20 protein-coding genes are annotated in these 23,751 nt (G+C 68.5%); 5 read left to right on the top strand and 15 right to left on the bottom strand.

Features of this window, described 5'->3' with window-relative positions; genetic code table 11:
• Positions 1 to 22: 22 nt before the first annotated feature.
• The 9 genes from ABD793_RS19040 to ABD793_RS19000 all read right to left on the bottom strand — a co-directional run bounded on the left by ABD793_RS19040 (position 23) and on the right by ABD793_RS19000 (position 10,933).
• Positions 23 to 1,174 (bottom strand): Glu/Leu/Phe/Val family dehydrogenase, encoded by a 1,152-nt coding sequence (locus tag ABD793_RS19040; RefSeq protein ID WP_344861706.1) that lies wholly within the window; start codon positions 1,172 to 1,174, stop codon positions 23 to 25.
• A complete protein-coding gene (locus ABD793_RS19035; RefSeq protein WP_344861704.1) occupies positions 1,171 to 4,065 on the bottom strand; it encodes an FAD-binding and (Fe-S)-binding domain-containing protein in 2,895 nt (964 codons plus the stop codon). The genes ABD793_RS19040 and ABD793_RS19035 overlap by 4 nt, the downstream gene beginning before the upstream one ends.
• Positions 4,066 to 4,170: 105 nt before the next feature.
• Positions 4,171 to 5,478, bottom strand: a complete 1,308-nt coding sequence (locus tag ABD793_RS19030) for an aminotransferase class III-fold pyridoxal phosphate-dependent enzyme (RefSeq protein WP_344861701.1) — start codon at positions 5,476 to 5,478, stop codon at positions 4,171 to 4,173.
• Complete coding sequence (locus ABD793_RS19025) at positions 5,462 to 6,454, bottom strand: phosphotransferase (RefSeq protein WP_344861794.1); 993 nt, start codon at positions 6,452 to 6,454, stop codon at positions 5,462 to 5,464. The genes ABD793_RS19030 and ABD793_RS19025 overlap by 17 nt, the downstream gene beginning before the upstream one ends.
• Before the next feature lie 36 nt (positions 6,455 to 6,490).
• Positions 6,491 to 6,793 carry a RidA family protein gene (locus ABD793_RS19020; RefSeq protein WP_425548719.1) on the bottom strand — a complete coding sequence of 101 codons (303 nt, stop codon included), beginning with the start codon at positions 6,791 to 6,793 and terminating at the stop codon, positions 6,491 to 6,493.
• 80 nt (positions 6,794 to 6,873) lie between these two features.
• Complete coding sequence (locus ABD793_RS19015; protein ID WP_344861699.1) at positions 6,874 to 8,169, bottom strand: NAD(P)/FAD-dependent oxidoreductase; 1,296 nt, start codon at positions 8,167 to 8,169, stop codon at positions 6,874 to 6,876.
• Positions 8,170 to 8,214: 45 nt separating this feature from the next.
• Positions 8,215 to 9,015 (bottom strand): amino acid ABC transporter ATP-binding protein, encoded by an 801-nt coding sequence (locus ABD793_RS19010; RefSeq protein WP_344861697.1) that lies wholly within the window; start codon positions 9,013 to 9,015, stop codon positions 8,215 to 8,217.
• A gap of 1 nt (position 9,016) precedes the next feature.
• Complete coding sequence (locus ABD793_RS19005) at positions 9,017 to 9,943, bottom strand: amino acid ABC transporter permease (protein WP_344861695.1); 927 nt, start codon at positions 9,941 to 9,943, stop codon at positions 9,017 to 9,019.
• Between the two features lie 27 nt (positions 9,944 to 9,970).
• Positions 9,971 to 10,933 (bottom strand): ABC transporter substrate-binding protein, encoded by a 963-nt coding sequence (locus tag ABD793_RS19000; protein WP_344861694.1) that lies wholly within the window; start codon positions 10,931 to 10,933, stop codon positions 9,971 to 9,973.
• Between the two features lie 620 nt (positions 10,934 to 11,553).
• On the opposite strand from ABD793_RS19000, the gene ABD793_RS18995 reads away from it, so the two are divergent.
• Positions 11,554 to 13,089 (top strand): PucR family transcriptional regulator, encoded by a 1,536-nt coding sequence (locus tag ABD793_RS18995; RefSeq protein WP_344861692.1) that lies wholly within the window; start codon positions 11,554 to 11,556, stop codon positions 13,087 to 13,089.
• Between the two features lie 194 nt (positions 13,090 to 13,283).
• The gene (locus tag ABD793_RS18990; protein ID WP_344861691.1) at positions 13,284 to 14,789 is read left to right on the top strand and encodes an aldehyde dehydrogenase family protein; all 1,506 of its coding nucleotides are present in this window, start codon (positions 13,284 to 13,286) and stop codon (positions 14,787 to 14,789) included.
• A gap of 42 nt (positions 14,790 to 14,831) precedes the next feature.
• Here ABD793_RS18990 and ABD793_RS18985 read toward each other — a convergent pair whose 3' ends face one another.
• Positions 14,832 to 16,091, bottom strand: a complete 1,260-nt coding sequence (locus ABD793_RS18985) for an aminotransferase family protein (RefSeq protein ID WP_344861690.1) — start codon at positions 16,089 to 16,091, stop codon at positions 14,832 to 14,834.
• A gap of 127 nt (positions 16,092 to 16,218) precedes the next feature.
• Positions 16,219 to 16,956: a LysR family transcriptional regulator gene (locus ABD793_RS18980; RefSeq protein WP_344861687.1), complete on the bottom strand. Its 738-nt coding sequence runs from the start codon at positions 16,954 to 16,956 to the stop codon at positions 16,219 to 16,221.
• Between the two features lie 236 nt (positions 16,957 to 17,192).
• On the opposite strand from ABD793_RS18980, the gene ABD793_RS18975 reads away from it, so the two are divergent.
• Entirely contained in the window at positions 17,193 to 17,990 is a 798-nt protein-coding gene (locus tag ABD793_RS18975) for a class II aldolase/adducin family protein (protein ID WP_344861685.1), read from the top strand.
• Here the strand turns inward: ABD793_RS18975 and ABD793_RS18970 are convergent.
• Entirely contained in the window at positions 17,987 to 19,195 is a 1,209-nt protein-coding gene (locus tag ABD793_RS18970) for an RsbRD N-terminal domain-containing protein (protein ID WP_344861683.1), read from the bottom strand. The genes ABD793_RS18975 and ABD793_RS18970 overlap by 4 nt on opposite strands.
• Before the next feature lie 118 nt (positions 19,196 to 19,313).
• Between ABD793_RS18970 and ABD793_RS18965 the strand changes: the two genes are divergently transcribed.
• Positions 19,314 to 20,282 (top strand): NAD(P)-dependent oxidoreductase, encoded by a 969-nt coding sequence (locus ABD793_RS18965; protein WP_344861681.1) that lies wholly within the window; start codon positions 19,314 to 19,316, stop codon positions 20,280 to 20,282.
• A gap of 58 nt (positions 20,283 to 20,340) precedes the next feature.
• Positions 20,341 to 20,841, top strand: coding sequence for an Lrp/AsnC family transcriptional regulator (locus tag ABD793_RS18960; RefSeq protein ID WP_344861679.1), 501 nt, complete (start codon positions 20,341 to 20,343; stop codon positions 20,839 to 20,841).
• A gap of 221 nt (positions 20,842 to 21,062) precedes the next feature.
• Here the strand turns inward: ABD793_RS18960 and ABD793_RS42745 are convergent, their stop codons facing one another.
• The 3 genes from ABD793_RS42745 to ABD793_RS18950 form a co-directional block, all read right to left on the bottom strand.
• Complete coding sequence (locus tag ABD793_RS42745) at positions 21,063 to 21,374, bottom strand: FAD-dependent monooxygenase (RefSeq protein WP_425548724.1); 312 nt, start codon at positions 21,372 to 21,374, stop codon at positions 21,063 to 21,065.
• A 52-nt stretch (positions 21,375 to 21,426) separates the two neighbouring features.
• On the bottom strand, positions 21,427 to 22,920 hold the full coding sequence (locus ABD793_RS18955) for an aldehyde dehydrogenase family protein (RefSeq protein ID WP_344861677.1): 1,494 nt from the start codon (positions 22,918 to 22,920) through the stop codon (positions 21,427 to 21,429).
• A gap of 70 nt (positions 22,921 to 22,990) precedes the next feature.
• Positions 22,991 to 23,746 (bottom strand): SDR family NAD(P)-dependent oxidoreductase, encoded by a 756-nt coding sequence (locus ABD793_RS18950; RefSeq protein WP_344861675.1) that lies wholly within the window; start codon positions 23,744 to 23,746, stop codon positions 22,991 to 22,993.
• Positions 23,747 to 23,751 lie beyond the last annotated feature (5 nt).

Here is a 23,751-nt window from a genome sequence, read left to right as displayed (position 1 = left end):
TGCGATCCTTTCGATTCGATCATCACGCTGGCCCTTCCCCGAGGCGGCCTTTGCTCCGCATCGCGGCACGAACGCGTTCTTCGGCGAGCCGTCGTCCCGCTTCGTGCGGTGTGCCACCGCTGACCTTCGCTTTGTCGAGAGCAGTCCGGGTGTTGCCGCGCAGCTTGTCCGAGACGGTCGCGAAGACCTCATCGGTGCCGGGTCGGAACCCGGAGTAGCGGGCGTCCATGGCGAAGGCCGCGGCGATCACGCCACCGGCGTTGGCGACGAAGTCGGGGACCACCGTGATACCCCGCTCGGCGAGTACGGCCTGCGCACCGGGCGAGGTGGGCAGATTCGCCCCCTCGACGACCAGCCCGGCCTTGATCGCCTGTGCGGAGTCGCGGTCGATGACGTCCTGCACCGCGGCCGGGACCAGGACCTCACAGTCCACGAACAGTTCCTGGCCGGGTGACAGCGGGGTGGCGCTGAGCTGGGTGACGAAGGCGTCGCCGAACTCGTCGCGGGCTTGGCGCAGCTCGCCGACGTCGAGCCCGGCCGGGTTGTGGACCGCGCCGGAGGCGGTCGAAACAGCGACGATCACCGCACCGAGCTCGACGAGACGTTCCGCCGCGGCCCGGCCCACCGCGCCGAAGCCCTGGATCGCGACCCGGGATCCGGAGAGCGGGTGGCCTACGAGTTCGGCACCCGCGTCGGCCGCCTCCGCGACGCCGAAGCCGGTGACGCCGAGCCGGTCGTAGGCGATGCCACCGAGATGCGCCGGCGTGCCGACGGCGGCACCGCGATCGCCCAGCTCGTCCTGGATGACGGCGGCGTCGTCTTCGGTGAGCCCCATGTCGAGGCCGAAGACGTATTCGCGGGGCACTTCGTTGTGCAGCGCCCGTGCGAATGCCCGCAGGATGGCCTCTTTGTCCGGCGCAGCCGGATCGGCGGCGATGCCGGCCTTCGCGCCGCCGTAGAACAGGTCGACCGCCGCCCATTTCCAGGTCATGGTGCGAGCGAGCCGGGCGACCTCGGTGACGGTCACGGCCGGCGACAGGCGGGTGCCGCCTTTGCCCATGCCGCGCGCGGTGTTGTCGATGACCAGCGTCCCCTTCATCCCGGTGCGCCGGTGCGAGACGACCACGACCTTTTCCGGGCCCCACTCGTCGACGAGTTCGAGTGCGTCGGTCATGGCACTGTCCTTCCGGGGAATCCGGTGTCCGGTGTGGACAGACCGGAGGCGATGAGCTGGGCGAGGTGGATGCCGGTGCGCTCGGTGGCCTGGCCGATCTGGGTGCGGCAGCTGAACCCGTCGGCGAGCACGACGGTGCCGGCCGGCGCCGCGCGGACGGCGGGCAGCAGGACCTGTTCCCCGGCTGCCGAGGACACCTCGTAGTGGCCGCGTTCGAAGCCGAAGTTCCCGGCCAGTCCGCAACAGCCCGAGTCGAGGACGTGGTTGTCCACGCCCGCTGCGGCCAGCAGTGCGGCATCGGCGGTGAAACCGGAAGTCGCGTGCTGGTGGCAATGAGTCTGGGACAGCGAGGTGGCGGCGATCGGCGGTGGCGTCCAGCCGGGAGTGCCCCGGATCAGCAGTTCCGCGAACGTGTGGGTCGAATCCGCGAGCGCGCGAGCCGCCGGATCGCCGTCGAGCAGGTCCGGCAGCTCGGTCCGGAGCGCGGCCGTGCAGCTGGGCTCGAGGCCGACGACCGGAATCCGCCGCTCGAGGACCGGAGCGAGCGCAGCCACCGTGCGGGCCGCTGTCCGCCGCGCGACGCCCAGCTGCCCGGTCGTGATCCAGGTCAACCCGCAGCACTGGACGCCTTCGGGTACCTGGACCCGGTAGCCGGCGTCTTCCAGCACGGCGACGCCTGCCCGCAGGACTTCGGGGCTGAAGTGGTTGTTGAAGGAGTCCACCCACATCAGCACCGGCCCGCGGTGCCCGCTGCCGGAGGCGGTCCGGGTCCGGAACCAGTCGAGAAACGTGCGGTCCGCGAACCGCGGAATGTCGCGCTGGGCCGCGATCCCGCCGATTCTCTTGACCAACGGAGCGAGCCGCGACGACGTGATCCGGTTGACGAGCCGCGGCATCCGGGCCCCGGCACGCGAAAGCAGCGGAAGCCAGCCCATCGAATAGTGCGATGCGGGACGGATCCGGCCGCGGTAGTGCTGGTGCAGGAACTCGGACTTGTAGCTCGCCACGTCCACGCCGACCGGGCAGTCGACGCTGCACCCTTTGCAGGACAGGCACAGATCGAGTGCTCCGAGAACCTCCTTCGACCGCCACCCGCCGGTGATCAGCTCTCCTTGCGTCATCTCGTGGAGCAACCGGGCACGCCCCCGGGTGGAGTCGCGTTCGTCCCCGGTCACCCGGTAGCTGGGGCACATCACGCCGTTGCCGGGAGCCTGCGACCGACAGCGGCCCACGCCGACGCAACGGCGGGTGGCCTTCGCGAAGTCGCCACCATCGGAGTGGAACGGCAGCACCGTCGACAACGGACGGTTGAGCGAGGACGCGCGGACGCGCAGGTTCCCGTCGACGGGCAGCGGATGCACGATCATCCCGGGGTTGAGGCCGTTGCCGGGGTCCCACGCGGCCTTGAACCGTTCGAACAGCGTGATCACCTCGGGCGGGTAGAGCAGCGGCAGGAGCTCGGAGCGGGCTTGGCCGTCACCGTGCTCGCCGGAAAGCGATCCGCCGTGGGCGGCCACCAGTTCCGCCGCGTCGGTCACGAATGCACGGAAGACGCCGATCCCTTGCGTGGTGGCGAAATCGAAATCGATCCGCACGTGCAGGCAGCCCTCGCCGAAGTGGCCGTAGACCGCACCCTGCAAGCCGTACCGCCCGAGCAGCGCCGAGAACTCGCGCAGGTACGAGCCGAGTTCGGCGGGCGGAACGGCGGCGTCCTCCCAGCCCGGCCACGCCTCCGACCCGTCCGCCAGCCGGGTCGCCAGCCCCGCCCCGTCCTCGCGGATGCGCCACAGGCTGTGCGACCGCGCCGGGTCGGTCACGGTTTCCGCAGCAACGAACCCACTGGCCGGGCCGGCGGTGTCGATCAGCGCACCCGCGGTGTCTTCGAGCGTGTCCTCGTCGCCGCCGAGTTCGGCGAACAACCAGGCCTCACCCGGCGGCAGGGTGGCGATGGCCGCCCGGGTCTCCGGCCGGCCGACGACATCGGTGAGCGAACGGTCCAGCCCTTCGAGAGCGAGTAGCCCCGGGTGCTGCAGCAGCGCCGGTACCGCGTCCGCGGCCTCGAAGGCGGTGCCGAACCCGAGTACGACCAGTGCCCGCGCCGGAGGCTGTGGCCTCAGGCGGAGTGTCGCGGACAGGATGACCGCGCACGTCCCCTCCGACCCGGCCAGCGCACGGGCCAGGTTGAACCGGTGCTCCGGCAGCAGCTGCTCCAGCGCGTAGCCCGACACCTGTCGCGGGAAGCGGCCCAGCCGCGTCCGCAGCGCCGCCAGATTGTCCCGGGCCAGTTCGTGGAGCCGCCCGATGAGCTCACCGCGCGCGCCGCCCTCTTCGATCGCCGCGTCGATCTCCGCGCCGGACATCTCGCCGACGCTCAGCACCGTCCCGCCGTAGGTCACGACTTCGAGTTCAAGAACGTTCTCCGCGGTCCGCCCCCAGGCGAGCGAGTGCGATCCGCACGCGTTGTTGCCGATCATGCCGCCGATCGTGCAGCGGCTGTGCGTCGAAGGATCCGGACCGAACAGCAACCCGTGCGGTGCGGCGGCGGCCTGGAGCTCGTCGAGCACCACGCCCGGCTGCACGACCGCGCGCCGGTTCAGCGGATCCAGGTCCAGCACACGGTTGTAGAAGCGTGCCAGATCCAGTACCACGCCCTCGCCGACCGCCTGGCCGGACGTGCTGGTGCCCGCGCCCCGGCAGGTGATCGGGACACCGAGTGCGGCACACACCGCGACCGTGTTGATCACTTCCTCGCGGGTGCGGGGGAACACGACGGCGCGGGGAACCCGCCGGTAGTTCGACGCATCCGTCGCGTACTGGGCACGGCGTCCCCGATCGACGTCGACCACACCGCAGCCGCGTTCCCGCAGCGCCGACTCCAGCACGCCGGACATTCCCCCTCAGCTCCTCCCACGACGGCCACTGCGTCCACGATGCGCGCCACGGAGCGCGAAACCAAGAGCACCGAGACCGAGAAAATGTGTGTTCCAGGCCAAGAGTTATTCGGCCTGAAGGCCGAGGAACGTGTCGACGGATTCGATCAGCCGGTCGGCATCACCACGGGAGAACGGCAACGGTGGCTTGATCTTGAGGACGTTGTTGTCCGGACCGTCGCTGGAGGCCAGGATGGCGTGCTCGCGCAGATACCGGATGAGGTCGGCGGTCAGCCGGGTCGCCGGCTCCGGCGAATCGCGGTCGAGCACCAGTTCCACGCCCAGGAACAGGCCGCTTCCCCGCACGTCGCCGATGACGGGCCGGCTCTTGCCGAGGTTCAGGAACGCCGCGCGCAGGTACTGCCCGACCTCCAGCGCGCCGGCCTGCAGGCCCTCGCGCTCGAGCACGTCCAGGACCGCCAGTCCGACCGCGCACGACACCGGCGCGCCGCCGAAGGTGTTGAAGTATTCCATGCCGTTGTGGAACGACGCGGCGATTTCGGCGGTCGTGACCACCGCTCCGAGCGGGTAGCCGTTTCCGATCGGCTTGCCGAGCGTCACGATGTCCGGCACCACTCCCTGGGCGTCGAAAGCCCAGAAATGGGTGCCCACCCGGCCGAAACCGATTTGGACTTCGTCCGCGATCACCACCGCGCCCGCCGCGCGAGCGGCCTGATACGCCGAAGCCAGAAACCCGGCCGGAGGCTCGATTTGCCCTGCGGTGCCCAGCAGGGATTCGGCGAGCAACAGCGCCGGCGGGTGTGCGGAGGCCGACGCCCGCTCGAACGCTCCGGCGACCTCACGGCCGTAGGACTCGCCTGATCCGGGGCCTCGATGCTTGCCGCGGTAGGGATCCGGGGTCGGAGCCACTTGCACATAGCCGGGACGCCCGCCGCCGCCACGTCCGTCGAATTTGTACGGGCTGTGCTCGATGAGCGTGGTCGTGTTCCCGTGGTACGCCCCGTCGAGGACAACGGCGCCACGCCGCTTCGTATGGGCTCGGGCGAGTCGCAAGGCCAGTTCGTTGGCCTCGCTTCCCGAGTTGACGAAATAGCAGACCTCGAGGCCGGCGGGCAGTGTCGACGCGAGCTGTTCGGCGTAATCGACAAGACCTTCGTACACGAATCGGGTGTTGGTGTTGACCAGCGCGAGCTGTTTCGACGCGGCTTCGGTTACCTTGGGATGGCTGTGCCCGACGTGCGGGACGTTGTTCATGCAGTCGAGGTACTCGCGGCCATCGGCGTCGTAGAGGTACTGTCCGCTTCCCCGCACGACGTGGATGGGATCTTTTCCGTAGAGGATGGACAGCGTCGGCGAGGTGTGCGCCGCTCGCCGGGTCAGCAGGTCGTCAAGCCGGTCACTCATCATCGACATCCAGGAAATGCTCGAGTAAGCGCCAGACCGGCGCTTCGGATACGTGCAAATAGGGGTTGTCCGGGTTACGGCTCTGCTGGAAAGCCGAGATCGACACGCTCATCGCCAGCCGGGTCCTGATCAGCTCGGGCAGCACGAGCTGCTCGTCGCCGGTCAACGGCCGTTCCCGCTCGAACCCGGCACGCAAATCCGCTGCCACGGCAAACGGCTCTGCCTTGTCCAGCATCGCGTACGCCGAGGCGACCGCGAGCTCGTTGACGGTCACCGTGTGGACCGCATCGCCGAAATCGATGATGCCGATCCGGCCATCCGCGGCCACGAGCACGTTGTGATCGTTCACGTCGTTGTGGACGACCGACCTCGGAAGGCCCGCCAGCCGCGGTACGACGCGCTCTTCGAAGCCCGTCAAGCATCGGTCCAGCAGCTGCGCGCGGCCGTGGCCGGCAACGTAGCGGCGGTAGTCCTCGATGACGGTCTTCGCGTGCAGCACGTCCCACTGAAGCCGGCGGTGCGCCGCGGGATGCTCGAATCCGGCCAGCGCCCGAGTCATGCGACCCACGACCCGGCCCAGCTCCGCCAGCACGGATCCCTCGGCGCCCGGCAGGTCGGCGAGCCTCGTCCCCGGAAGGAAATCGATCAGCCACACCAGATGCCCCTCGTGTTCCCGCCACGGGTCACCCGAGGCACTCGGCACGTGTCCCGGCACCACCACCCCGCCGCGGCGCGCCGCCTCCATCATCCTGATCTGCAGGTCGACGGTCCCCGGAGGCTCGTCCCTGTTCGTGACCTTGAGCACGTACCGCCGGCCGGCCGCTGTGGTCATCAACCAGTTCTGGTCACGTTCGGAATTCAGCGGAGCCACCGAGGCCACGTCGAGGCCCCAGCCACTCGCCGCCAGCGATCCGGCCACCCGGTCGTCCAACGTGGGCTGCCCGGCGAGAACTCCGTCCATGGGCACGTTCGGTGGTCCTTCCATCTCGGTCAAGCAACTCCTTCTCCGGACCCGCTGCGCTCATCCGGCCCGCGCCGCCAATGCGGTGACTTCGACCCGCATGCCGGGTATGGCGAGCGCCGCGACGCCGACCGCGCACCGGCACGGGTAGGGTTTCGGCACGTGGCGAACATAGGATTCGTTGAAGGAAGCCCAATCGGCGATGTCCGCCAGGTAAATGGTCAGGTGCAGGATGTCGGCCATGCTGCTGTCCGCGTCGCGGAGGTCGCGCGCCAGATTCTCCAGGGTCAACTCGGCCTGCGCACGGATGTCGCCCAGCTCGAACGAACCGTCTGCCCGCGAGGGAACCGCCGTCGTGTACACGATTCCGTTGAACCACGTCGAATGCGCAGACAACGAGCGTGCACCGGGGGGTGGGGAATTCCTGCCGATCGGTGCGCCGGTCACGCGGCTCGCCGCCTTCGCGGGCGGAGCCGGAATCGGTGCGGGGAGAATGCCTCGAGTTCGGCTGTGCGACGCGAAGCGCGGCCGGTCATCAGATCGGCCACGAGGGACCCGGTCGCCGGGGCCAGGGCGAAACCGATCATGTTGTGCCCGGTCGCAATGCTGACCCGGCCCCGGGCTGAGAGGGCGCCGATCGCCGGTGCGCCGTCGACGGTCATCGGGCGGGGTCCGACCCACACGTCGGTCATCCTCGTCCAGTCGGCGCCGTCGAGATGCCGCGCCGCCACGGTGCGCAGTGCGTCGACCCGCGCCTGGTTGAGGCGGTCGAAGGTGCCGTCGAACTCCATCGTCCCGGCGATGCGGGCCTTGCCTGCCAGCGGGATCGCCGCGCAGTGCGCGTCGTTGAAATAGAGCACTCGCTTCGGCAGCTCGGCCACCGGAACGGAGAAGCTGTAACCCTTTCCGGGCCGAATTCCCAGCCGGACGCCGAACCTGGCCGCCAGCGAACCGGAACGCGCGCCCGCCGCGATCAGCACCTGGTCGACTGCCAGCCGGCCGTTGTCGAGCTTTACCCAGCTGTGGTCCGGGTGCTCTCCGAGATCGCTGATCTCCGTGTTTTCGATGAACTCGACGCCACGCTCGGCCAGCGACTCGTGCATCTCGTCCACGAACTCGGACGGATTCGCGAATCGCTCGCCCGGGACGGTGTATCCGGCGACGACCGCCCGCCCGATGCCCGGTTCGGCGCCGCGGAGTTCGGCGGCGCCGACGACGTCCCCCGGCGGTTCGCCCAGCCCTCTCCGGGCCAGTTCCGAGTACGCCGCGTGGTCGGCCACCGCGGAGGGTTCGCTGTCGAAGCACCGCAGCTGCCCGGCGTCGCTCAGGCTCGTCCCGATTCCGGCGTCGGTGAGCTGCTGCCACAGGTATCCGGTGTCTTTGCTCAACAGGTCCAGGCAGGCCAGCGTCTGCCTGAATCTCCGCGCCGACGAGTGCAGGGCGACCCGGACGAGAAACGGCGCCGCACCGGCCAGCGCTGCGGGCCGGACGAAAAACGCACTGGTGGGGGAGAACAGATGGCGCAGCGCATCCGACACCACGCCCGGCGCGGGCAGCGGCGTCGCCGTGGTCGTGGCGATGAGCCCGCCGTTGCCCCGGGCCGCTCCGCCGCCGACCGTGGTCCGGTCGATCACCGTGACTCGCGCACCTGCCGCACGCAGATAGTGGGCCGCGCAGAGGCCGATGGGGCCGGCTCCGATGATCGCGATGTGTTCAGTGGACGAGGAACCTTTGTGCACGACAATGTCCGTTCTCAGTTCGGCAACCGGCAGAGGAGGTGCGCATCAGTCGGCGAGTCGCTCCAGGAAGGCCTTTGCGCGTTCGGTCTTCGGTGCAGCGAAGAATTCGTGCGGCGCGGATTCCTCGACGACCTTCCCGTGGTCCATGAACACCACCCGGTCGGCGACCTCACGGGCGAACTGCATTTCGTGGGTGACGACCACCATCGTCAACCCGGACGAGGCGAGCTCGCGCATCACGTTCAGCACCTCTCCGACCAGCTCGGGGTCCAGTGCGCTGGTCGGCTCGTCGAACAACATGAGCCTGGGCCGCATGCACAGCGCACGGGCGATCGCCACCCGCTGCTGCTGGCCGCCGGAGAGCTGACCGGGGTAGCTGTCGATCTTGTCGGCCAGTCCCACCTTGTCCAGCAGCTCCTCGGCCCGTGCCGTCGCCTCCGCCTTCGCCCGGCGGCGGACGATCAACGGCGCGAGCACCAGGTTCTGCAGAACGGTCATGTGCGGGAAGAGCTCGAAGTGCTGGAACACCATGCCGATGTCGGCTCGTTTGCGGCAGACGTCCCGCGGCGACTGCTCGTAGATCTTCCCGCGCCGTTGCCGGTAGCCGATCAGCTCGCCGTTGACGTAAAGGCGGCCGCCGTCCAGCCGTTCGAGGTGGTTGACACACCGCAGGAACGTCGACTTGCCCGATCCCGACGGACCGATGACGCAGACCACCTCACCGGCCGAAACGGCGAGGTCGATGCCTCGGAGCACCTCGGTCCGGCCGTAACTCTTGCGGACGCGCTCGGCACGAATGATCTCGTCGGCGCGTTCTTCCGCTGCCGTGGTGACCGGCACAGCCATGTCAGCGATCTCCCTTCGGTGTCTTGAGGGAACGGCCGAGGCGACGTTCGATGAGCGACTGGACGATCGTGGCCACTGTGGTCAGCACCCCGTACCACAAGCAGGCCACGACGAGCATGGGGATCTGCTCGAACGTGCGCGCATAAATGACCTGCACCGTCGTGAGCAGTTCCGAGTAGGCGATGACGCTGGTCAGCGAGGTGGCCTTGAACATCGAGATGACCTCGTTGCCCAGCGGCGGCACGACCACGCGCATCGCTTGTGGAAGCACGATCCGCCACATCACCTGCCGTGGCTTCATTCCCATCGCCAGTGCGGCTCGCGTCTGGCCCGGTGGAATGCTGAGGATCCCGCCGCGGACGATCTCCGAAACGTAGGCCGCCTGAGCCAGGCCGAGACCGGCGACGGCCGCCACCTGTTGGGTGATGAGCTTGTTGGTGCTCGCTTCGACGAAACTCGGCCCGAACGGAATACCCAGCGACAAGGTGGGCAGCAAGGCGGACAGGAAGTAGATGAACAGCAACAGGACCAGCGGCGGGATGCCCCGCAAGGTCCAGGTGTAGACCCGGCTCGTCCAGGACAGCACCGGATTCGGGGAGAGCCGCATGATGGCCAGCACGACACCGAAGACGATGCCGACGATCTCCGCGAGCACGGTCAGCAGCAGTGTCCTCTTGACACCGTCCACCACCGGTGACGAGAACAAGTACTGCCCGACGACGTCCCACTGCCAGTTCGGATTGGTCACCAGCAGGTGTACCGCCATGGCGATGAGCACGACGATCACCAGCGCGGCGAGCCAGCGCAGCGGATGCCTCAGCGGCACGGCTTTGATGTCCTGCCCCTCGCCTGCCGGCGGGCCGGTGGGATCCCGTGGGATCGTCGCGGTCGCCGGGGTTCGCAGAGGTTCCGGCGGTTCTGCGTTCATTCTTTGTCCACCTCTCCGCGGCCGGTCTCAGAGCAGCGAATTGTTGATCGTGACCTTCTCGACGGCGTTCGGCAGCTGACCCCACTTCGTCAGGATCGAGCGGTAGGTGCCGTTCGAGATCAGTTCGGTCAGCGCCGCCTGCAGGGCTTTCTGAAGCTGGGTGTTGCCTTTGGCGACCGGGATTCCCACGTAGGCGATGATCTGCGCCGGCCCGATTTGTTCGAACCGTCCGTTGGAGTTCTGCACCAGGTAACCTCCGGGGCCGCTGTCGCAGTACTCCGCGTCCGCCCGGCCGGACTGGACCGCGAGCCGGACCGAATCGCTGTTGGTGAACGTCTGGATCTGGATCGCCGGTTTTCCGTGTTCGGTGCACGTTCTGGTCAGCTTGCCGAGGGTTTCCTCCTCGAACGTGCCGGTGTTCACGGAGACCGTGTGTCCGCACAGATCGTTCGTCCCGGTGAGGTGGGCGGGGTTTCCCTGCTTGGCCACCAGCACCATTCCGGCCTTCATGTAGTCCACGAAGTCCGCCTGGCCCTGCCGTGCTTTCAGGTCCCCGACCTGCGAGACCACCATGTCGTAACGATTCGCGGTGAGTCCGGGCAGCAGGGAGTCGAACGAACCGGGGTGGAAGGTGACCTGGACGCCGAGAAGCTGGCTGATCGATCGAACCAGGTCGGGTTCGACCCCCTGGAGTGTCTTGCCGTCCGGAGCGTAGAAGACCATCGGTGCGCCGCCGGTCGGATCGGAGCCGACGTTGAGCTGCTTCGACTGCCGGATGCCCGGTGGCAGCAGCGCGGACAGCGACGGCACCGGGGACAGCGAAGGAATGCTCGGCTTACCCGCATCGGCGGCGCCGGCGGCGCTGTCCGGCGGGGTGCCGCACGCCGCGAGCCCCACGGCGAGGGCCGCGGCAGCGGCGACCGGCAACAATCGCTTTCTGATTTCGGGTAGGGCGAATCCCGGGACCGGGTGCCCGGAGAAGAGATGCATGGTGGAGCTCCAGGATTGTCGGCAATCAGCGAATTGGTGACCACGATCTTTTCCGCGCCGTTGAAGTCGTCACGGTACTGCGCGACGGAATCGAAGCTCATGCGGAATCCGGGTGGCGGCCGGCATCTCCGGTGATGCCGGGCTGCTGCCCGATCGTCCGCTCCGGATCCGATTTCGTCACCGCGCAGCCGGACCGGTAGAACTCGGTGACGTATGCATACGGGACTCTTCGGCGCCGGTCAAGTTGCCCGCACGGCGCATTCCGGCGCGTTGCCGATCTGTGGCCGACAACCGTCGGAGGTAGCACGAAGCTCCATCGGGTACCTCCTTGTCCCGCCGATCAATGCGCTGCGATCGATTTCGGGCAGGCTACCCAGCGATCGGCAATCGGACTACAGTTCGGCGTGCAAACTGAGCCAATGGTAGAGAAACCTCCGGGTTTTTCCTCGCCGAAGTAGACACGTGACCGGTATTCGGTTGCCAATGGCGTCGCGTGTAACACCTCGACCACGCTCGGCTGCGCTACAGCGAACGGCGGGCGCGGATATATCTTGGCGGTCGTGGCGCCGCACCGGGTGGGCGCTGCGAGACCGGCCGGAACTCCAGACGGGAAGCGGATGATGAGCGTGGGCGTCGCGGTCCGGTGGCTGGTCGAGCAGCGGGAACTCGGCCTGCGCGTGCTGGCCGGCAGGTCCGCCCTGCACCGGCCGATCCGGTGGGCGCACAGCATCGAACTGACCGATCCGCTGCCCTGGATCCGTGGCGGCGAGCTGGTGCTCACCACCGGTCTCCGGCTTCCGCGTGGCGGGGAGGACCGCCGGCACTACGTGCGGCGGCTCGACGAAGCCGGGGCGACGGCACTCGCCTTCGGTGTGGGCCTGTCGTTCCGGCGGGTTCCGCGCGAGCTGGTGGACGCGGCCGACGAGGTGGGGCTGCCGCTGCTGGAAGTGCCGTTGCCGACACCGTTCATCGCGGTCGCCAAAGCGGTGATCGAGCGGCTTGCCGAGCAGGAATACCAGGGCGTGGTCCGTGCGTCGTCGGCACAACCCCGGATGACCAGGGCCGCACTGCGTGGCGGGGCGCCCGCGGTGGTGCGCGAGCTCGCGGTGGCCACGGAATCACAGGTGTTCCTGCTCGACGCCGGAAAGGCAGTCGTGGCCGCCCACCCGCCGTCCGCGGCCGGCCTGGCGCCGGCCGTACTCGCCGAGCTGCCTGCCGCAGGCAAGGCGGCCGCGGCGGGCGGCAGCACCCGCCCCGCAGAGCCGGGAGTCGTGGCCGTGCAGCAGATCCGGGTCGCCGGACGGGTCCACGGCCGGCTCGTCGTGGTGACCGAACGCGGCCTCACCCCGGTCGATCATCTCGTCATCGGGCACGCGGTCTCGTTGCTCGCCCTGGAACGCGGAAAACCACGTCGGCTGCGTACTGCCCAGACAGCAGTGAACTCACTGCTGTTGTCCTTGCTGCTCGAAGCGAAGCTGGACGAGGACACCGCTCGGGCTCACCTCGGCACGGCCGGACTGCACCTGCCGGACAACGGCGTACTGATCCTCGCGATCAGGGACGTGAGTCTGCACCAGGTCACGGCGACAGTGGACCGTCTGCTGGCCGACCACGATCTGCCCTGCTTCGTCGCCCCGCACGAGCAGTGCGCGGTCGTGCTGTTACCGGCCGGCGCCACCGGGCAGCTGGGCGAGATCTCGTCGCGGGTGGCCACCGAAGGCCGCGCCGGAGCGGCGGTGGGCTGGGCGCCGGCGGGTGCGCTTTCCGGCATACCGGAGGCGCTACGGCAGGCGCTCATCGCCGCCGATGTCGCCCGGCGGCGGAACGTGCCGCTCGTCGAGTTCGGCTCGCTGGCCGGGCAGGTGCTGTCCACGCACCCGGATACCCGCGCGGTGCTCGCGGTGCTCGCGGAAAGCCGGCTCCGCCCGTTGGCTGACTGTGACCGGCGAACGGGTGCCGAGCTGGTGACCACTCTGCGTGCCTTCCTCGAGCACAACGGTCATGGGGAAGCGGCCGCGGCCGCTCTCAACGTGCACCGGCACACCCTGCGCAACCGGGTGGAGCGGATCGGGCAGCTGCTCGGGGTTGACCTCGGTTCGGCCCACGTCCGCGCCGAACTGCTCCTGTCCCTGGTCGCCTGGCAGGAAAACGGGTGATCGGCGGCAGTCCCGGTTCGTCAAGGGACGGGATGTCCGGGGTGCACGGCCTGGTTTCGACAATTCGGCCGGTGCGGACACGGCAGCCACCTGCGGAGGATGGGCCCGCAGCGATGCGAACTCCGGGTCCGAGAATCCTGGGACGGCGCTGCGGGAACCACGAAACCTCTGTCCTGCCGACGATGGGGAACTGCGTGACCAAGACAGTGCGAGTCCCGGAAGAGCCCGGCGGAGCCGATTCGGTGCCGCAGCTGCGGCATCTGGTGTCCGGCCGGTGGTCCGCCGGCTCCGGCGGGTCTCTTGTGGACACCAATCCGGCGCGCCCGCAGGAGGTCGTCGCTACCGGCCGGTTGGCCGGCAGCGACGACCTCGACGCCGCGGTGGCGTCCGCCCGCGCCGCCTTCCCCGCGTGGTCGGCCACGCCGCATCCGGCCCGCGGGCGGATCCTCGCGCGGGCCGGCGACATTCTGGACCGGCGGTCGGCCGAATGGGGTGCCGAGTTGGCACGGGAGGAAGGCAAGACCCTGGCCGAAGGCATCGGTGAGGTCCGCCGGGCGGCGGAGGTCTGCCACTACCACGCTTCGGAGGGATCCCGCGCTGCCGGCGAAATATTCGCTTCGTCGCGGGCCGGAGAACAGATCCAGGTCATCCACCGGCCGGTGGGCACCGTCGCCGTCGTCACGCCGTTCAACTTCCCCATCGCCATCCCGGCGTGGAAGATCGCGCCGGCGCTGGGCTACGGGAACACCGTCGTGTGGAAGCCCGCGAGCACGGTGCCGCTCCTGGCGGTTCGCCTCGCCGAAGCCCTGGTCGAGGCGGGACTGCCGGAAGGCGTGCTGTCCCTGCTCATCGCGGACGGGGACATCGGGCAACAGCTCGTGGCGCATCCGGGGGTCGACGCCGTGACCTTCACCGGCTCGACCTCGGTGGGCCGGCGGCTGATCGAGACGTGCGGGCGGCTCATGCGGCCCGTCCAGACCGAGCTGGGCGGCAAGAACGCCGCCGCGGTCCTGGCGGACGCCGATCTCGACCTCGCGGTCGACGAGGTGCTGGCCGGGGCGTTCCGGTCGGCCGGTCAGAAATGCACCGCCACGTCCCGGCTGATCGTGACCGACGCGGTGGCCGACGAGTTCCTCACCGCGCTCGTCGCGGGCGCCGAGGGCCTCCGGGTGGGCGACCCGTTGCTGCCGGACGTCCTCATGGGACCGGTCGTGACGACCAGTGCGCGCGATGAGATCCAGGCTGTGGTCGACGCGAGTACCGAACGCGAATCCGTCCGGGTGCTCACCGGTGCCCGCCGGTACACCGACGAAATGCGACGTACCGGCGCGTTTCTGCCTCCGACGGTCGTGGAGGTGACCGGTGAGAGCGTCTTGTGGCGTGAGGAGGTGTTCGGCCCGGTGCTGACCGTCCGCCGGGCACGCGACGACCAGGAGGCGCTGGAGCTGGTCAACGACAGTGCCTTCGGACTGTCCGCCGCGCTCTTCACCGACAACCTGCGCGCCGTCACCTCGGCGATCGAACAGCTCGAGGTCGGTGTGCTGCACATCAACTCCGAGACCGCCGGGGCCGAACCGCACGTGCCGTTCGGCGGGGCGAAGCACAGCGGGTTCGGTCCCAGGGAACAGGGACGCGCGGCGCGGGAGTTCTTCACGACGAGCAAAACCGTCTACCTTCGCGGCTCCGGCACGAGGCTGTGAGCCGGCCGGAACGGGCCCGCCCGTTCCGGCCGGCTTCGGTCGTCAGCCGAGCACCGCGATCAACGCTTCCGCGAGGGCGCTGCCGATCAGATCGATTTCCTCCGGCGTCACCGTCAGCGGCGGCGAGACCGCCAGCGAGGCACCCAACGGACGGACGATGACGCCACGCTCGCGTGCCGCGCGGTGGACCCGCGGCACCGCATCCGGGTTCGCCGCGAGCACCTCGGCTTTCAGCTCCACCGCGGCGAGCACGCCGACGCCGCCGCGCACCTCCGCGACGGCGGGATGGTCCCGGACCCGGAGCAAAGCCTGGTACAGCGGCGTTTCGAGTGCGTCGGCCCTGGCCAACAGCTTCTCCTGCGCCATGAGGTCGAGATTGGCCAGCGCGGCGGCCGCGACGGTGGGATGGCCCGCATACGTCGGGCCGTGCGGGAAGCGGTCGCCCCTTCCGGCCCAGAACACCTCGGCCACCCGGCCCGCGACCGCGACCCCGCCGAGCGGGAGGTACCCGCTGGTCACCCCCTTGGCGAAGAGGATCATGTCGGGCTCCCACTGCCAGCGTTCCACCCCGAACCAGCCGCCGAGCCTGCCGAACCCGCCGATCACCGAATCGGCGACGAGCAGGATTTCGTGCTCCGCGCAGATCTTCGCGACCGCTTCGAGGTAACCGGGCCGGGGCGGCCGCACGCCGCCCGCGCCGATCACCGGTTCGCAGAAGAACGCCGCGACGTTTTCGGCGCCGAGACGATCGATCGCCGCGCGCAGGTCGTCGGCGTCGTCGTGTGCCACCCGGGTCGTTTCCGCGAGCAGTGCACCGTAACCCTCGCGGTTGGTGTCGATTCCCGCGATGCTCGTGCCGAAGCCGTGCGTCCCGTGGTAGGAGTGCCGCCGGCTGAGGATGTGCGTCCGTCCGGGCATTCCCCGGCGCGCCCAGTAGCGCCGCGCGAGCTTGGCCGCCGTGTCGACGGAATCGCCGCCACCGGAGGTGAGGAAGATCTTCGCGTCTGCCATCGGGGCCAGCTCGGAGAGCCGTCGCGCGAGCTGCTCGGCGGGTTCGTTGGTGAAATCGTTGAAGACGGGGTACGAATCGAGCCGTCGCAGCTGCGCCGTGACCGCGTCGACGATCTCCGCCCGGCCGTGGCCCACGTTGCAGTACCAGAGTCCTGCGGTGGCGTCGAGATACGGCCTTCCCGCGCGGTCGTGGACCCAGACGCCCTCGGCGCGGTCCACAGTGAAGAGATCGTCCTTGACTTCGGCCATGTTGGCGAACGGATGCCACAGCCGGGTGCTCCCGGAACACATGGGACCTCCTTGGGGGAGCGCAGGAATCGGACGTCCTCACTCAAGGGCCCGGCGATGGTGTTTGTCGCTGGACAGCACGGCCTGCTTCCCGCGGATGTCTTCGACGGACCGGCCATCGGGGCGCGGCTCACGACAGCGGTGTCAGATGATCGGTACCCGAGGGCAACGACCGGTGCGCCGAGGTCAGGAACTCGTCGAGCATCAGGTTCGAACTCCCGGTCCGGTGAGCCACGAACACCGTCCGGTGCGCCGATTCCTGTGTCGGCGGCACGGCCTTGACCCGCTCGTCGGGAACCTGGGCGAGCGCCGGGACCACGGCGACCGCCCCGGTGGCGACGACGAGCTCGCGGACGACGTCGTAGTTGTTGCTGCGGAAGGCAATCGTCGGGCTGAACCCGGCAGCGGCACACAACCGCGACAGCGACTGCGCCCCCGCCGTGTCCGCCCTGCTGGTGATCCAGAGCGCGTCGGCCAGGCGGACCGGCTCGTCGTGCTCGGCCGGCCGCAACAGGAGCAGGTCCTCGCGCAGCAGTGGCTTCCGGCTGATGTCCTCCGGCCACCGGCGAGGGCAGAGCCCATACTCGTAGACCAGGCCGGCATCGAGCCGAGGGCGAGCCGGCGAACCTCGTAGTCGACTTCTTCGGCACTGGCAAGCAATCGGCTGGTCAGTTCGGCGAAGCGGTGCGCGGCCGCGGTCGCGGTCGCGCGCCTCGCGTTCGAACAGCACCAGGCCGGTGCTCTCCTCCAGCGCGGCGATCTGCTGCGATACGGCCGAGGCGGTGTAGTCCAGTTCCCGTGCGGCGATCGCGAACGATCGAGTCCGGTGCACGGCTTGGAAGGTCGGCAAGCGCTGTGGCTTGTACATCGAACTCCCCGTTCGGCCCCGGCCGCCTCAGGCTAGGCCGTCCGCGAGCGCCGGGGCAAAACGTGCCGCGACGGGCGGACTGCGTTGGGGTAATTCACAATCGGATGGCCTGCGGCGTGGCAGTATTCGGTGGCACGCTACGAAGACAACCTCCCCTTGGATATGACGTAATGGAACGAACCACAGGCGCTCGACCCTCAACGGGTCCGCGAGATGCTCTGCGTGAGGAGACAGCCATGTCACGTCCGGCGCTCGCCGCGACCGGCGGCACGTCAGCGAAGCCCGATCACGATTCGGCCGAATGGGAGCTGCGGTGCGAACTCGCCGCGGTCTACCGGCTGGTTGCGCACTACCGGATGACCGATCTCGTCTTCACGCACATTTCCGCCCGGCTGCCCGGTCCGGACCATCATTTCCTGATCAATCCCTACGGGTTGATGTTCGAAGAGATCACCGCGTCGAACCTCGTGGTCGTGGGCCTCGACGGGCACACTGTCCGGCCGACGCAGTATGCGGTCAACCCGGCGGGTTTCGTGATCCACAGTGCGATCCACGCGAGCCGCATGGACGCCGCTTGTGTGTTGCACACCCACTCGCGAGCGGGGTGCGCGGTGGCCGCGCAGCAGGCCGGGTTACTGCCGCTCAACCAGATTTCGATGGAGTTCTACAACCGCGTCGGCTACCACGACTACGAGGGGATCGCGCTCAACCGGGCCGAACAGCAGCGCCTGACCGCCGACCTCGGCAGGCACCCGTCGATGATCCTGCGCAATCACGGGCTGCTGACCGTCGGCTCGACACCGGCAGAGGCCTTTCTGCGCATGTTCTACCTGGAACGCGCTTGCCAGATCCAGCTCGACGCGATGAGCGGCGGTGCCCAGCTCTCGGTTCCGTCGCCGGAAGTGTGCGAACGAACGGCCGCCCAGTTCGAAGGGACGGCCGACGACGACTACCAGGACGACCAGTCCCTGCAGCTGGCGTGGTCCGCACTGCTGCGGCTCGTCGGCCGTATCGCACCGGACTATTCCGATTAGGACGCCCGGTGCTCCGTCTCCTCGGCGTCCGGCTTCGCCGCCAGCCAGCAGGCCAGCAGTGAGGTGGCCAGGCCCGAAAAGGTCTTGGGGTTCCAGCCGGTCAGCTCCTGCCAGCGGTTGAGGCGATAGGCGGTCGTGTTCGCGTGCAGGCGCATCGCGCGGGCCGCCGACGTGGCGGACAGGTCGTTTTCGGCGAAGGCGACCACGGCTTCCGCGAGATGGCGGTTTGCGCGGACGGTTTCCAGCCGGTCGCGCACGAGGATCTCCAGATCGTCTTGGCTGGTGACGAGGGTCGCTTGCAGCCAGGTTTCCTCGAAGCGACGCACGACCGGGGGCGCTGCTCCGTCCAGTGTGGACAGCACGCAGTGTGCGTCGTGAATGCTTCGCATCGCGCCCACGAGCCCGGCTCGCCGATGCCCGACGGCAAGCGGCGCATCGGGACGCAACCGGGCCACGGCGTCGACCAGCTCGTCGGGACGCGGCGACTGCGCGACGACAACGAGCGTGCGCGAGTTCACGACCGCGACGGCGGTCCCGATACCGGCGCCGAGCCCTTCGCGCACCGACGACAGGCTCGGATCGTCGCGCTCGGAGAGGTGCGACGAGAGCGCGATGAACCACCCGTCGGGATCGAACCCGATCGACGCGGCGATCTGCCGGGTCTCGTCGTCGATCTCGGCTGCCCGCAACATGGCGACGAAGCGGTGCGACAAGGTGATCTGGTCGGCGTGGAGCGTGCGGCTCACTTCGCCGTGCGCTTCGGCCGCGGTCGTGCTGATGAGATGCATGATGGTGAAGATCCGCGCGCCGATGTCCGCGAGCACGCCCCGTTCGGTACCCGCCTCCGACCGCAGCAGCTCCCAGATCTCCCGGTTGGCGATCTGCCATGCGCCGATCATGGCCTGGACCGGAATTCCCTGCGCCGCGCGCTGGCGACCGGCCGCGACTGCGCGGTCCACGTCACCGGCGTCCGAGTCGCGTTCGTCGGCGAGCGATCGGAGCAGGCGCAGCAGGTGTTCGTACACATCCGTGTTGTGCTCGGCTTCCGGTGTGACCAGATAACTCGGCTCCGCGACACGGATGGCCGCGGTGATGGCCGGCGACACCTCGCTCAGCCTCGCGATGAGGCGGTGGCAGAGCACCCAGACCCGGCCGTTCTCGCGGGCCGGAACGGTCACCACCGAGCCGCCTTGTGAAATTCCCAAGATGATGCACCCTGCACCGGGTTCATTCCGTGAGCGTACACGATGACATATGGCGTTTCATCAGGCGTAATAGCTCTGGCGCACAGGACGTTCCGCAACGGCCGGAGGAAACGACTCTATGGTGGTCCCCAAAGTCGGTGTCGATGACACCCGCTCCGCCGTGACCACGTCCGGCCCCCGGCCCCGCGTGGTCGTCGTTTCCCGATCGGCGGAGATGCTGGTGGACGGGCTGGCCCCCGCCTTGGCGTCCGGTATCACCGTGAGCGGCGCCCGGACGTTGCCGCGCGGACGGGGGATCCACGGTCTTGTCGTCGCGCCACCCGTGCGGATGACCGAAGAGGACTTGCGGCAGGTGCCGGACCTCCGGGTGCTCGTCGCCGCTGCCATCGGCGACGACCACCTGCCGGTGCGCGCCGCGGACCGGCGCGGTGTCCCGGTGACCACCATCGCCGGGTACTGCACGGTGGAGGTCGCCGACCACACGATCGCCATGGCCGCGTCCCTCCTGCGGGCGATTCCCGCCGGCGAGCGGCAGGTGCGCAGCGGTCGCTGGGACACCTCGGCACTCGGTGCGCGGAGGATCACCGGGAGCCGGCTGGGCATCGTCGGGCTGGGTGGCACCGGCCGGCTCGTGCTCGGGCGAGCGCGGGGACTCGGCATGACCGTCGCCGTGCACGCTCCTCGCACGCCTCGTGAAACGATTGTCGCGCTGGGTGGCGAACCCCGCGAATCCCTGCCGGATCTGCTGGCGGAGGTGGACGTGCTCACCCTCCACGTCCCGCTCACCGAGCGGACTCGCGGCTTGATCGGCGCCGGCGAGCTGCGCCGGATGAAGCGGGGTTCGTATCTGGTCAACACGAGCCGCGGCGAGCTCGTGGACCTGGCCGCGCTGCGGGCTGCGCTGCAGGACGGGCACCTCGCCGGTGCCGCGCTCGACGTCTTCGACGAAGAGCCGGTCCCGGCCGGACACCCGGCTTTCGACCTGCCGAACACCGTGCTGACACCGCATATGGCCTGGCTGTCGCCCGAAGCGACACCGGCGGGCGTCGGCATGATCGCCGACGCGCTCAACCTCGCCCTCGGGTAGCCACGGCTATCTCTTCAGTCCACCAGGAATCGTTTGCCGGCCGGGAAGGCAGTCCGAGATGTCAGCGACGTTGGAAGCTCTGGATCTCGACGTCCTGCGGCTGATCGCCGAGGAGCCGCGCGCGGGGGTCCGCGAGTACGCGCGACGCCTCGGCGTCGCGCGGGCGACGTTGCAGGCGCGGGTGGACAAACTCCAGCGCTCCGGGGTCCTCGTGAGCTGGCGGCCGCAGATCGATCCCGCGGCGATGGGCTACGCCGGCCTGGCCTACGTCCGGCTGCAACTCGCGCAGGGAATGCTCGAGCGCACGGTGGTGGCACTGGCCGACATCCCGGAAGTCGTCGAGGTCAACGCGGTCGCCGGCAACGCCGACCTGCTCTGCCAGGTCGTCGCGAAGGACAACGCCGACCTCGAGCGGGTCCTGCAACTCATCATCGCCAGCGACGGCGTGGAACGCAGCTCGACCGAGGTCGTCCTGAGCCGCCGGCTCAAGCCCACCGTCGTGCCCCTGATCGCGCAGATGCACAGCGAACTGCAACAACGAACGGTTCTCGCCCGCTGACCCCCCTGACCGCTGCGACGAACACGAGACAAATGTGCCGTGCCCCCGCAACCTCCGCGGTTATCGCCGGGATGGCGTTGTCGATTGAGGGACGGCGGCCGTGGGGACGGACCCGGGTGAGCCGCGTGGCGATGGCTTTGGCGGAGGACTTCCTCAAGCAGGTACTGGGCATCTGTTGGCCCGTCTCGGGCGAGACGTCATTGCGTGCCAAGCCGAACGCGTCAGAGAAGCGGGTTATCTCCGGCCCGAGGAATTTCGTCCGGAAGGAGATGTCTTGCGACCAGTCGGGTGAGAGCTGCGCGAACGCGGTCGACGATTCCCCAGCGGCGGAAACGCTGGAGGGTGCGGACGTTGAGGGTCTTGGCCCGTGGTTGCAACCGGCTGATGTCGGATCGAGGCTCGATCACGACACACTCGACGCCTCGCAGACCAAGCTTGACAGCTATCGCGAGGCCAGCGGGGCCACCGCCAACGATCGCCACCGACGTTGGTGGGATCGGATCATGCCGAGGTGTGTTGGGCGCGTTAGTCATGACCCACGTCCAGAGGAGGGGTGTGCTCACGGCGCTGTGGATAAGGTCATCGTCAGAACGGGTACTTCGCCGGCCCGTGGGTGGTAGTCACTAGACGGATCTCTGTGAAATCCTCGATCGCGTAGTGGCCGGAACGGCCCCAGCCGCTGTCTTTCACGCCGCCGTTTGGTAATGCCGGCTCGCCGGCCATGGTCGAGCTGTTGACGTGGACGATTCCAGCGTCGAAGCGTCGCGCCAGGTCGAGACCGCGTTCTTCGTCGCCGGTGACGATGGCGGCGCTCAAGCCGTAGGGGACAGCTTGGGCGCGGCTCACTGCCTGTTCAACGCTGTCGACGGCCTCGACGACGAGCAGCGGTCCGAAGGTTTCTTCCTGACCGATGGTGGCGACAGCGGTGGGCGGTACGTCGGCGAGCACGGTGGGCGCGAATACTCGCTGGTCACGCTGGTTGCCGGAGATCACGCGGGCGCCCTTGTCGACAGCGTCCTGGATACGAGTCTCCATCTGGGTTACCGCGCGGTCGTTGATGAGCGGACCGATGATCACCTCCGGGTCCAGGGGGTTCCCGCGCACGAGGGCATCCGTTTTGGCGGCAAGCCGCACCAAATACTCATCGTGGAGTTGTGCGTCGATGTAGACCTTGCGAGTGTTCATGCAGATCTGACCCTGATGGAAGAAGGCCCCGAACACCGTAGCGTCGACGGCCTGGTCAAGATCGGCGTCGTCGAGAATGACCAGCGGGTTGTAGCCGCCCAGTTCCAGGACGATCGGCTTGAGCGCAGCTCCTGCCTTTGCCGCCAACATCCGGGCGGTAGTCGCTGAGCCGGTGAAGTTGATGCATCGGACGGCCGGCGATTCGAAGAACACGTCGGCGAGAGGCGCGGCCTGCCCAGGTGCGTGGGTAACGACGTTGACGACGCCTGCCGGGAATCCCGCGTCGTGCAGGATCTGCGCGTGCAACAGCCCGGCGGAAATCGGCGCCTCTTCGGACGGTTTGATGAGGACCGTGTTGCCGAACGCGAGCGGAAGCACGATCGTGCGCCAGGCCAGGTTGAAGGCGCCGTTCCAGGGCGTGAATCCGGCGACGACTCCCAACGGCTTCCGCATAGCCATCGCGAACCGGCCCGGGGTGTCGCTCGGCAGCAAGTCGCCGTAGGGCAGGTAGCCCCATCCGGCGGCTTGCCGGAGAAGGTTGGCGGACCAGGCGATCTGAAACTTCGCGAAGGCGGTGCTAGTACCTGCCTCGACAGCGAGGATGCGGACGATCTGCTCAGTTCGGGCTTCGACGAGATCAGCGGCGTGCAAGAACAAGCGTTGCCGTTCTACCGGGAGCATCGACGCCCAGGCCGGGAAGGCTTGGGCTGCCGCATCGACTGCGGCGCGTGCCTCGTCAGGACCTCCGGCCGCTATATGTGCGACGACGCTGTCGTCGAGTGGATTCGTGGTGGCGAAGCGGTCTGGGCTGGACTGCCAACGTCCGGCGATGTAGTGGTCGACGGGGTCGATCTGGTTGGTCACGGGCGCGTTGTTCGTGATCGTGGACGGCATGGTTTCTGCCTTATCTGCGTCTGGTCTGGGCACGACTAGGAATGGAAGGGATGCGGTTGGTGGACGAAGGTCAGTGGAGCTGGGATCCGCCGTCGACGTTGACCAACTGTCCGGTCATGAAGTCGCTGTCAGCAGATTGCAGGAACGCCACCGCACCGGTGACGTCTTCGGGAGTTTGTTCGCGCGCCAGCGCCCGGGTACGCATGTCGTCGGTAATGCGTTCGGCGCTGACGTTGCCGGCGTTGTGTACGCCGTCACTAAGGGTGAGCCCGGGTGTGACGGTGTTGATGCGGATACCGTCGGGCCCGAGTTCGCGTGCGAGCGCGCGGGCGATGGCGTGGACGGCTCCTTTGGACACCACGTACGGCAGCAGCATGGTGGAACCCTTCAGCACCGAACTGGATCCGATGTTGACGATCTTTCCGTATCCGTTGTTGCGCATGATCGGTGTAACGGCGGTGATCATCCCGATCGTGCCGACCACGTTGACGTCGTACGCCGCCCGATAGATCGAGCCGTCGAAGTCTTCGAATCGAGTGGGTTTGATTGCGGAGAACAGGGCCGCGTTGTTGACCAGACCGGTGATCGTGCCGTGTCGCGTGGCGGTGTCGTTGACGAACTGGGCTACCGATTCGGCGCTTGTCACATCGCAATGTCCGCTGCTGGCGCGACCGCCGGCAGTGCTGATTTTCTCGACGATTTGGTCGGCTGGCTGGAGGTCGCCGATGGCGATGGTTGCGCCGCGTGCGGCCAGTGCGGTGGCAATTGCTGCGCCAATCCCTTGCGCGGCGCCGGTGACGATGATGACACGCTCGCGTAGGTCCATCGTTG

Source organism: Amycolatopsis ultiminotia (genome assembly GCF_039536925.1).
Lineage (GTDB): Bacteria > Actinomycetota > Actinomycetes > Mycobacteriales > Pseudonocardiaceae > Amycolatopsis > Amycolatopsis ultiminotia.
Note: the sequence above shows the minus strand (reverse complement) of the source record. Positions and strands in the feature narration are given on the sequence as shown.

Coding starts and splice junctions, on each gene's coding strand:
- ABD793_RS19040 (WP_344861706.1), bottom strand. CDS start 1,174: ATGACCGACGCACTCGAACTCGTCGACGAGTGGGGCCCGGAAAAGGTC.
- ABD793_RS19035 (WP_344861704.1), bottom strand. CDS start 4,065: ATGTCCGGCGTGCTGGAGTCGGCGCTGCGGGAACGCGGCTGCGGTGTG.
- ABD793_RS19030 (WP_344861701.1), bottom strand. CDS start 5,478: ATGTCGATGATGAGTGACCGGCTTGACGACCTGCTGACCCGGCGAGCG.
- ABD793_RS19025 (WP_344861794.1), bottom strand. CDS start 6,454: ATGGAAGGACCACCGAACGTGCCCATGGACGGAGTTCTCGCCGGGCAG.
- ABD793_RS19010 (WP_344861697.1), bottom strand. CDS start 9,015: ATGGCTGTGCCGGTCACCACGGCAGCGGAAGAACGCGCCGACGAGATC.
- ABD793_RS19005 (WP_344861695.1), bottom strand. CDS start 9,943: ATGAACGCAGAACCGCCGGAACCTCTGCGAACCCCGGCGACCGCGACG.
- ABD793_RS19000 (WP_344861694.1), bottom strand. CDS start 10,933: ATGCATCTCTTCTCCGGGCACCCGGTCCCGGGATTCGCCCTACCCGAA.
- ABD793_RS18995 (WP_344861692.1), top strand. CDS start 11,554: ATGAGCGTGGGCGTCGCGGTCCGGTGGCTGGTCGAGCAGCGGGAACTC.
- ABD793_RS18985 (WP_344861690.1), bottom strand. CDS start 16,091: ATGTGTTCCGGGAGCACCCGGCTGTGGCATCCGTTCGCCAACATGGCC.
- ABD793_RS18980 (WP_344861687.1), bottom strand. CDS start 16,956: ATGTACAAGCCACAGCGCTTGCCGACCTTCCAAGCCGTGCACCGGACT.
- ABD793_RS18975 (WP_344861685.1), top strand. CDS start 17,193: ATGTCACGTCCGGCGCTCGCCGCGACCGGCGGCACGTCAGCGAAGCCC.
- ABD793_RS18965 (WP_344861681.1), top strand. CDS start 19,314: ATGGTGGTCCCCAAAGTCGGTGTCGATGACACCCGCTCCGCCGTGACC.
- ABD793_RS18960 (WP_344861679.1), top strand. CDS start 20,341: ATGTCAGCGACGTTGGAAGCTCTGGATCTCGACGTCCTGCGGCTGATC.
- ABD793_RS42745 (WP_425548724.1), bottom strand. CDS start 21,374: ATGACTAACGCGCCCAACACACCTCGGCATGATCCGATCCCACCAACG.
- ABD793_RS18955 (WP_344861677.1), bottom strand. CDS start 22,920: ATGCCGTCCACGATCACGAACAACGCGCCCGTGACCAACCAGATCGAC.
- ABD793_RS18950 (WP_344861675.1), bottom strand. CDS start 23,746: ATGGACCTACGCGAGCGTGTCATCATCGTCACCGGCGCCGCGCAAGGG.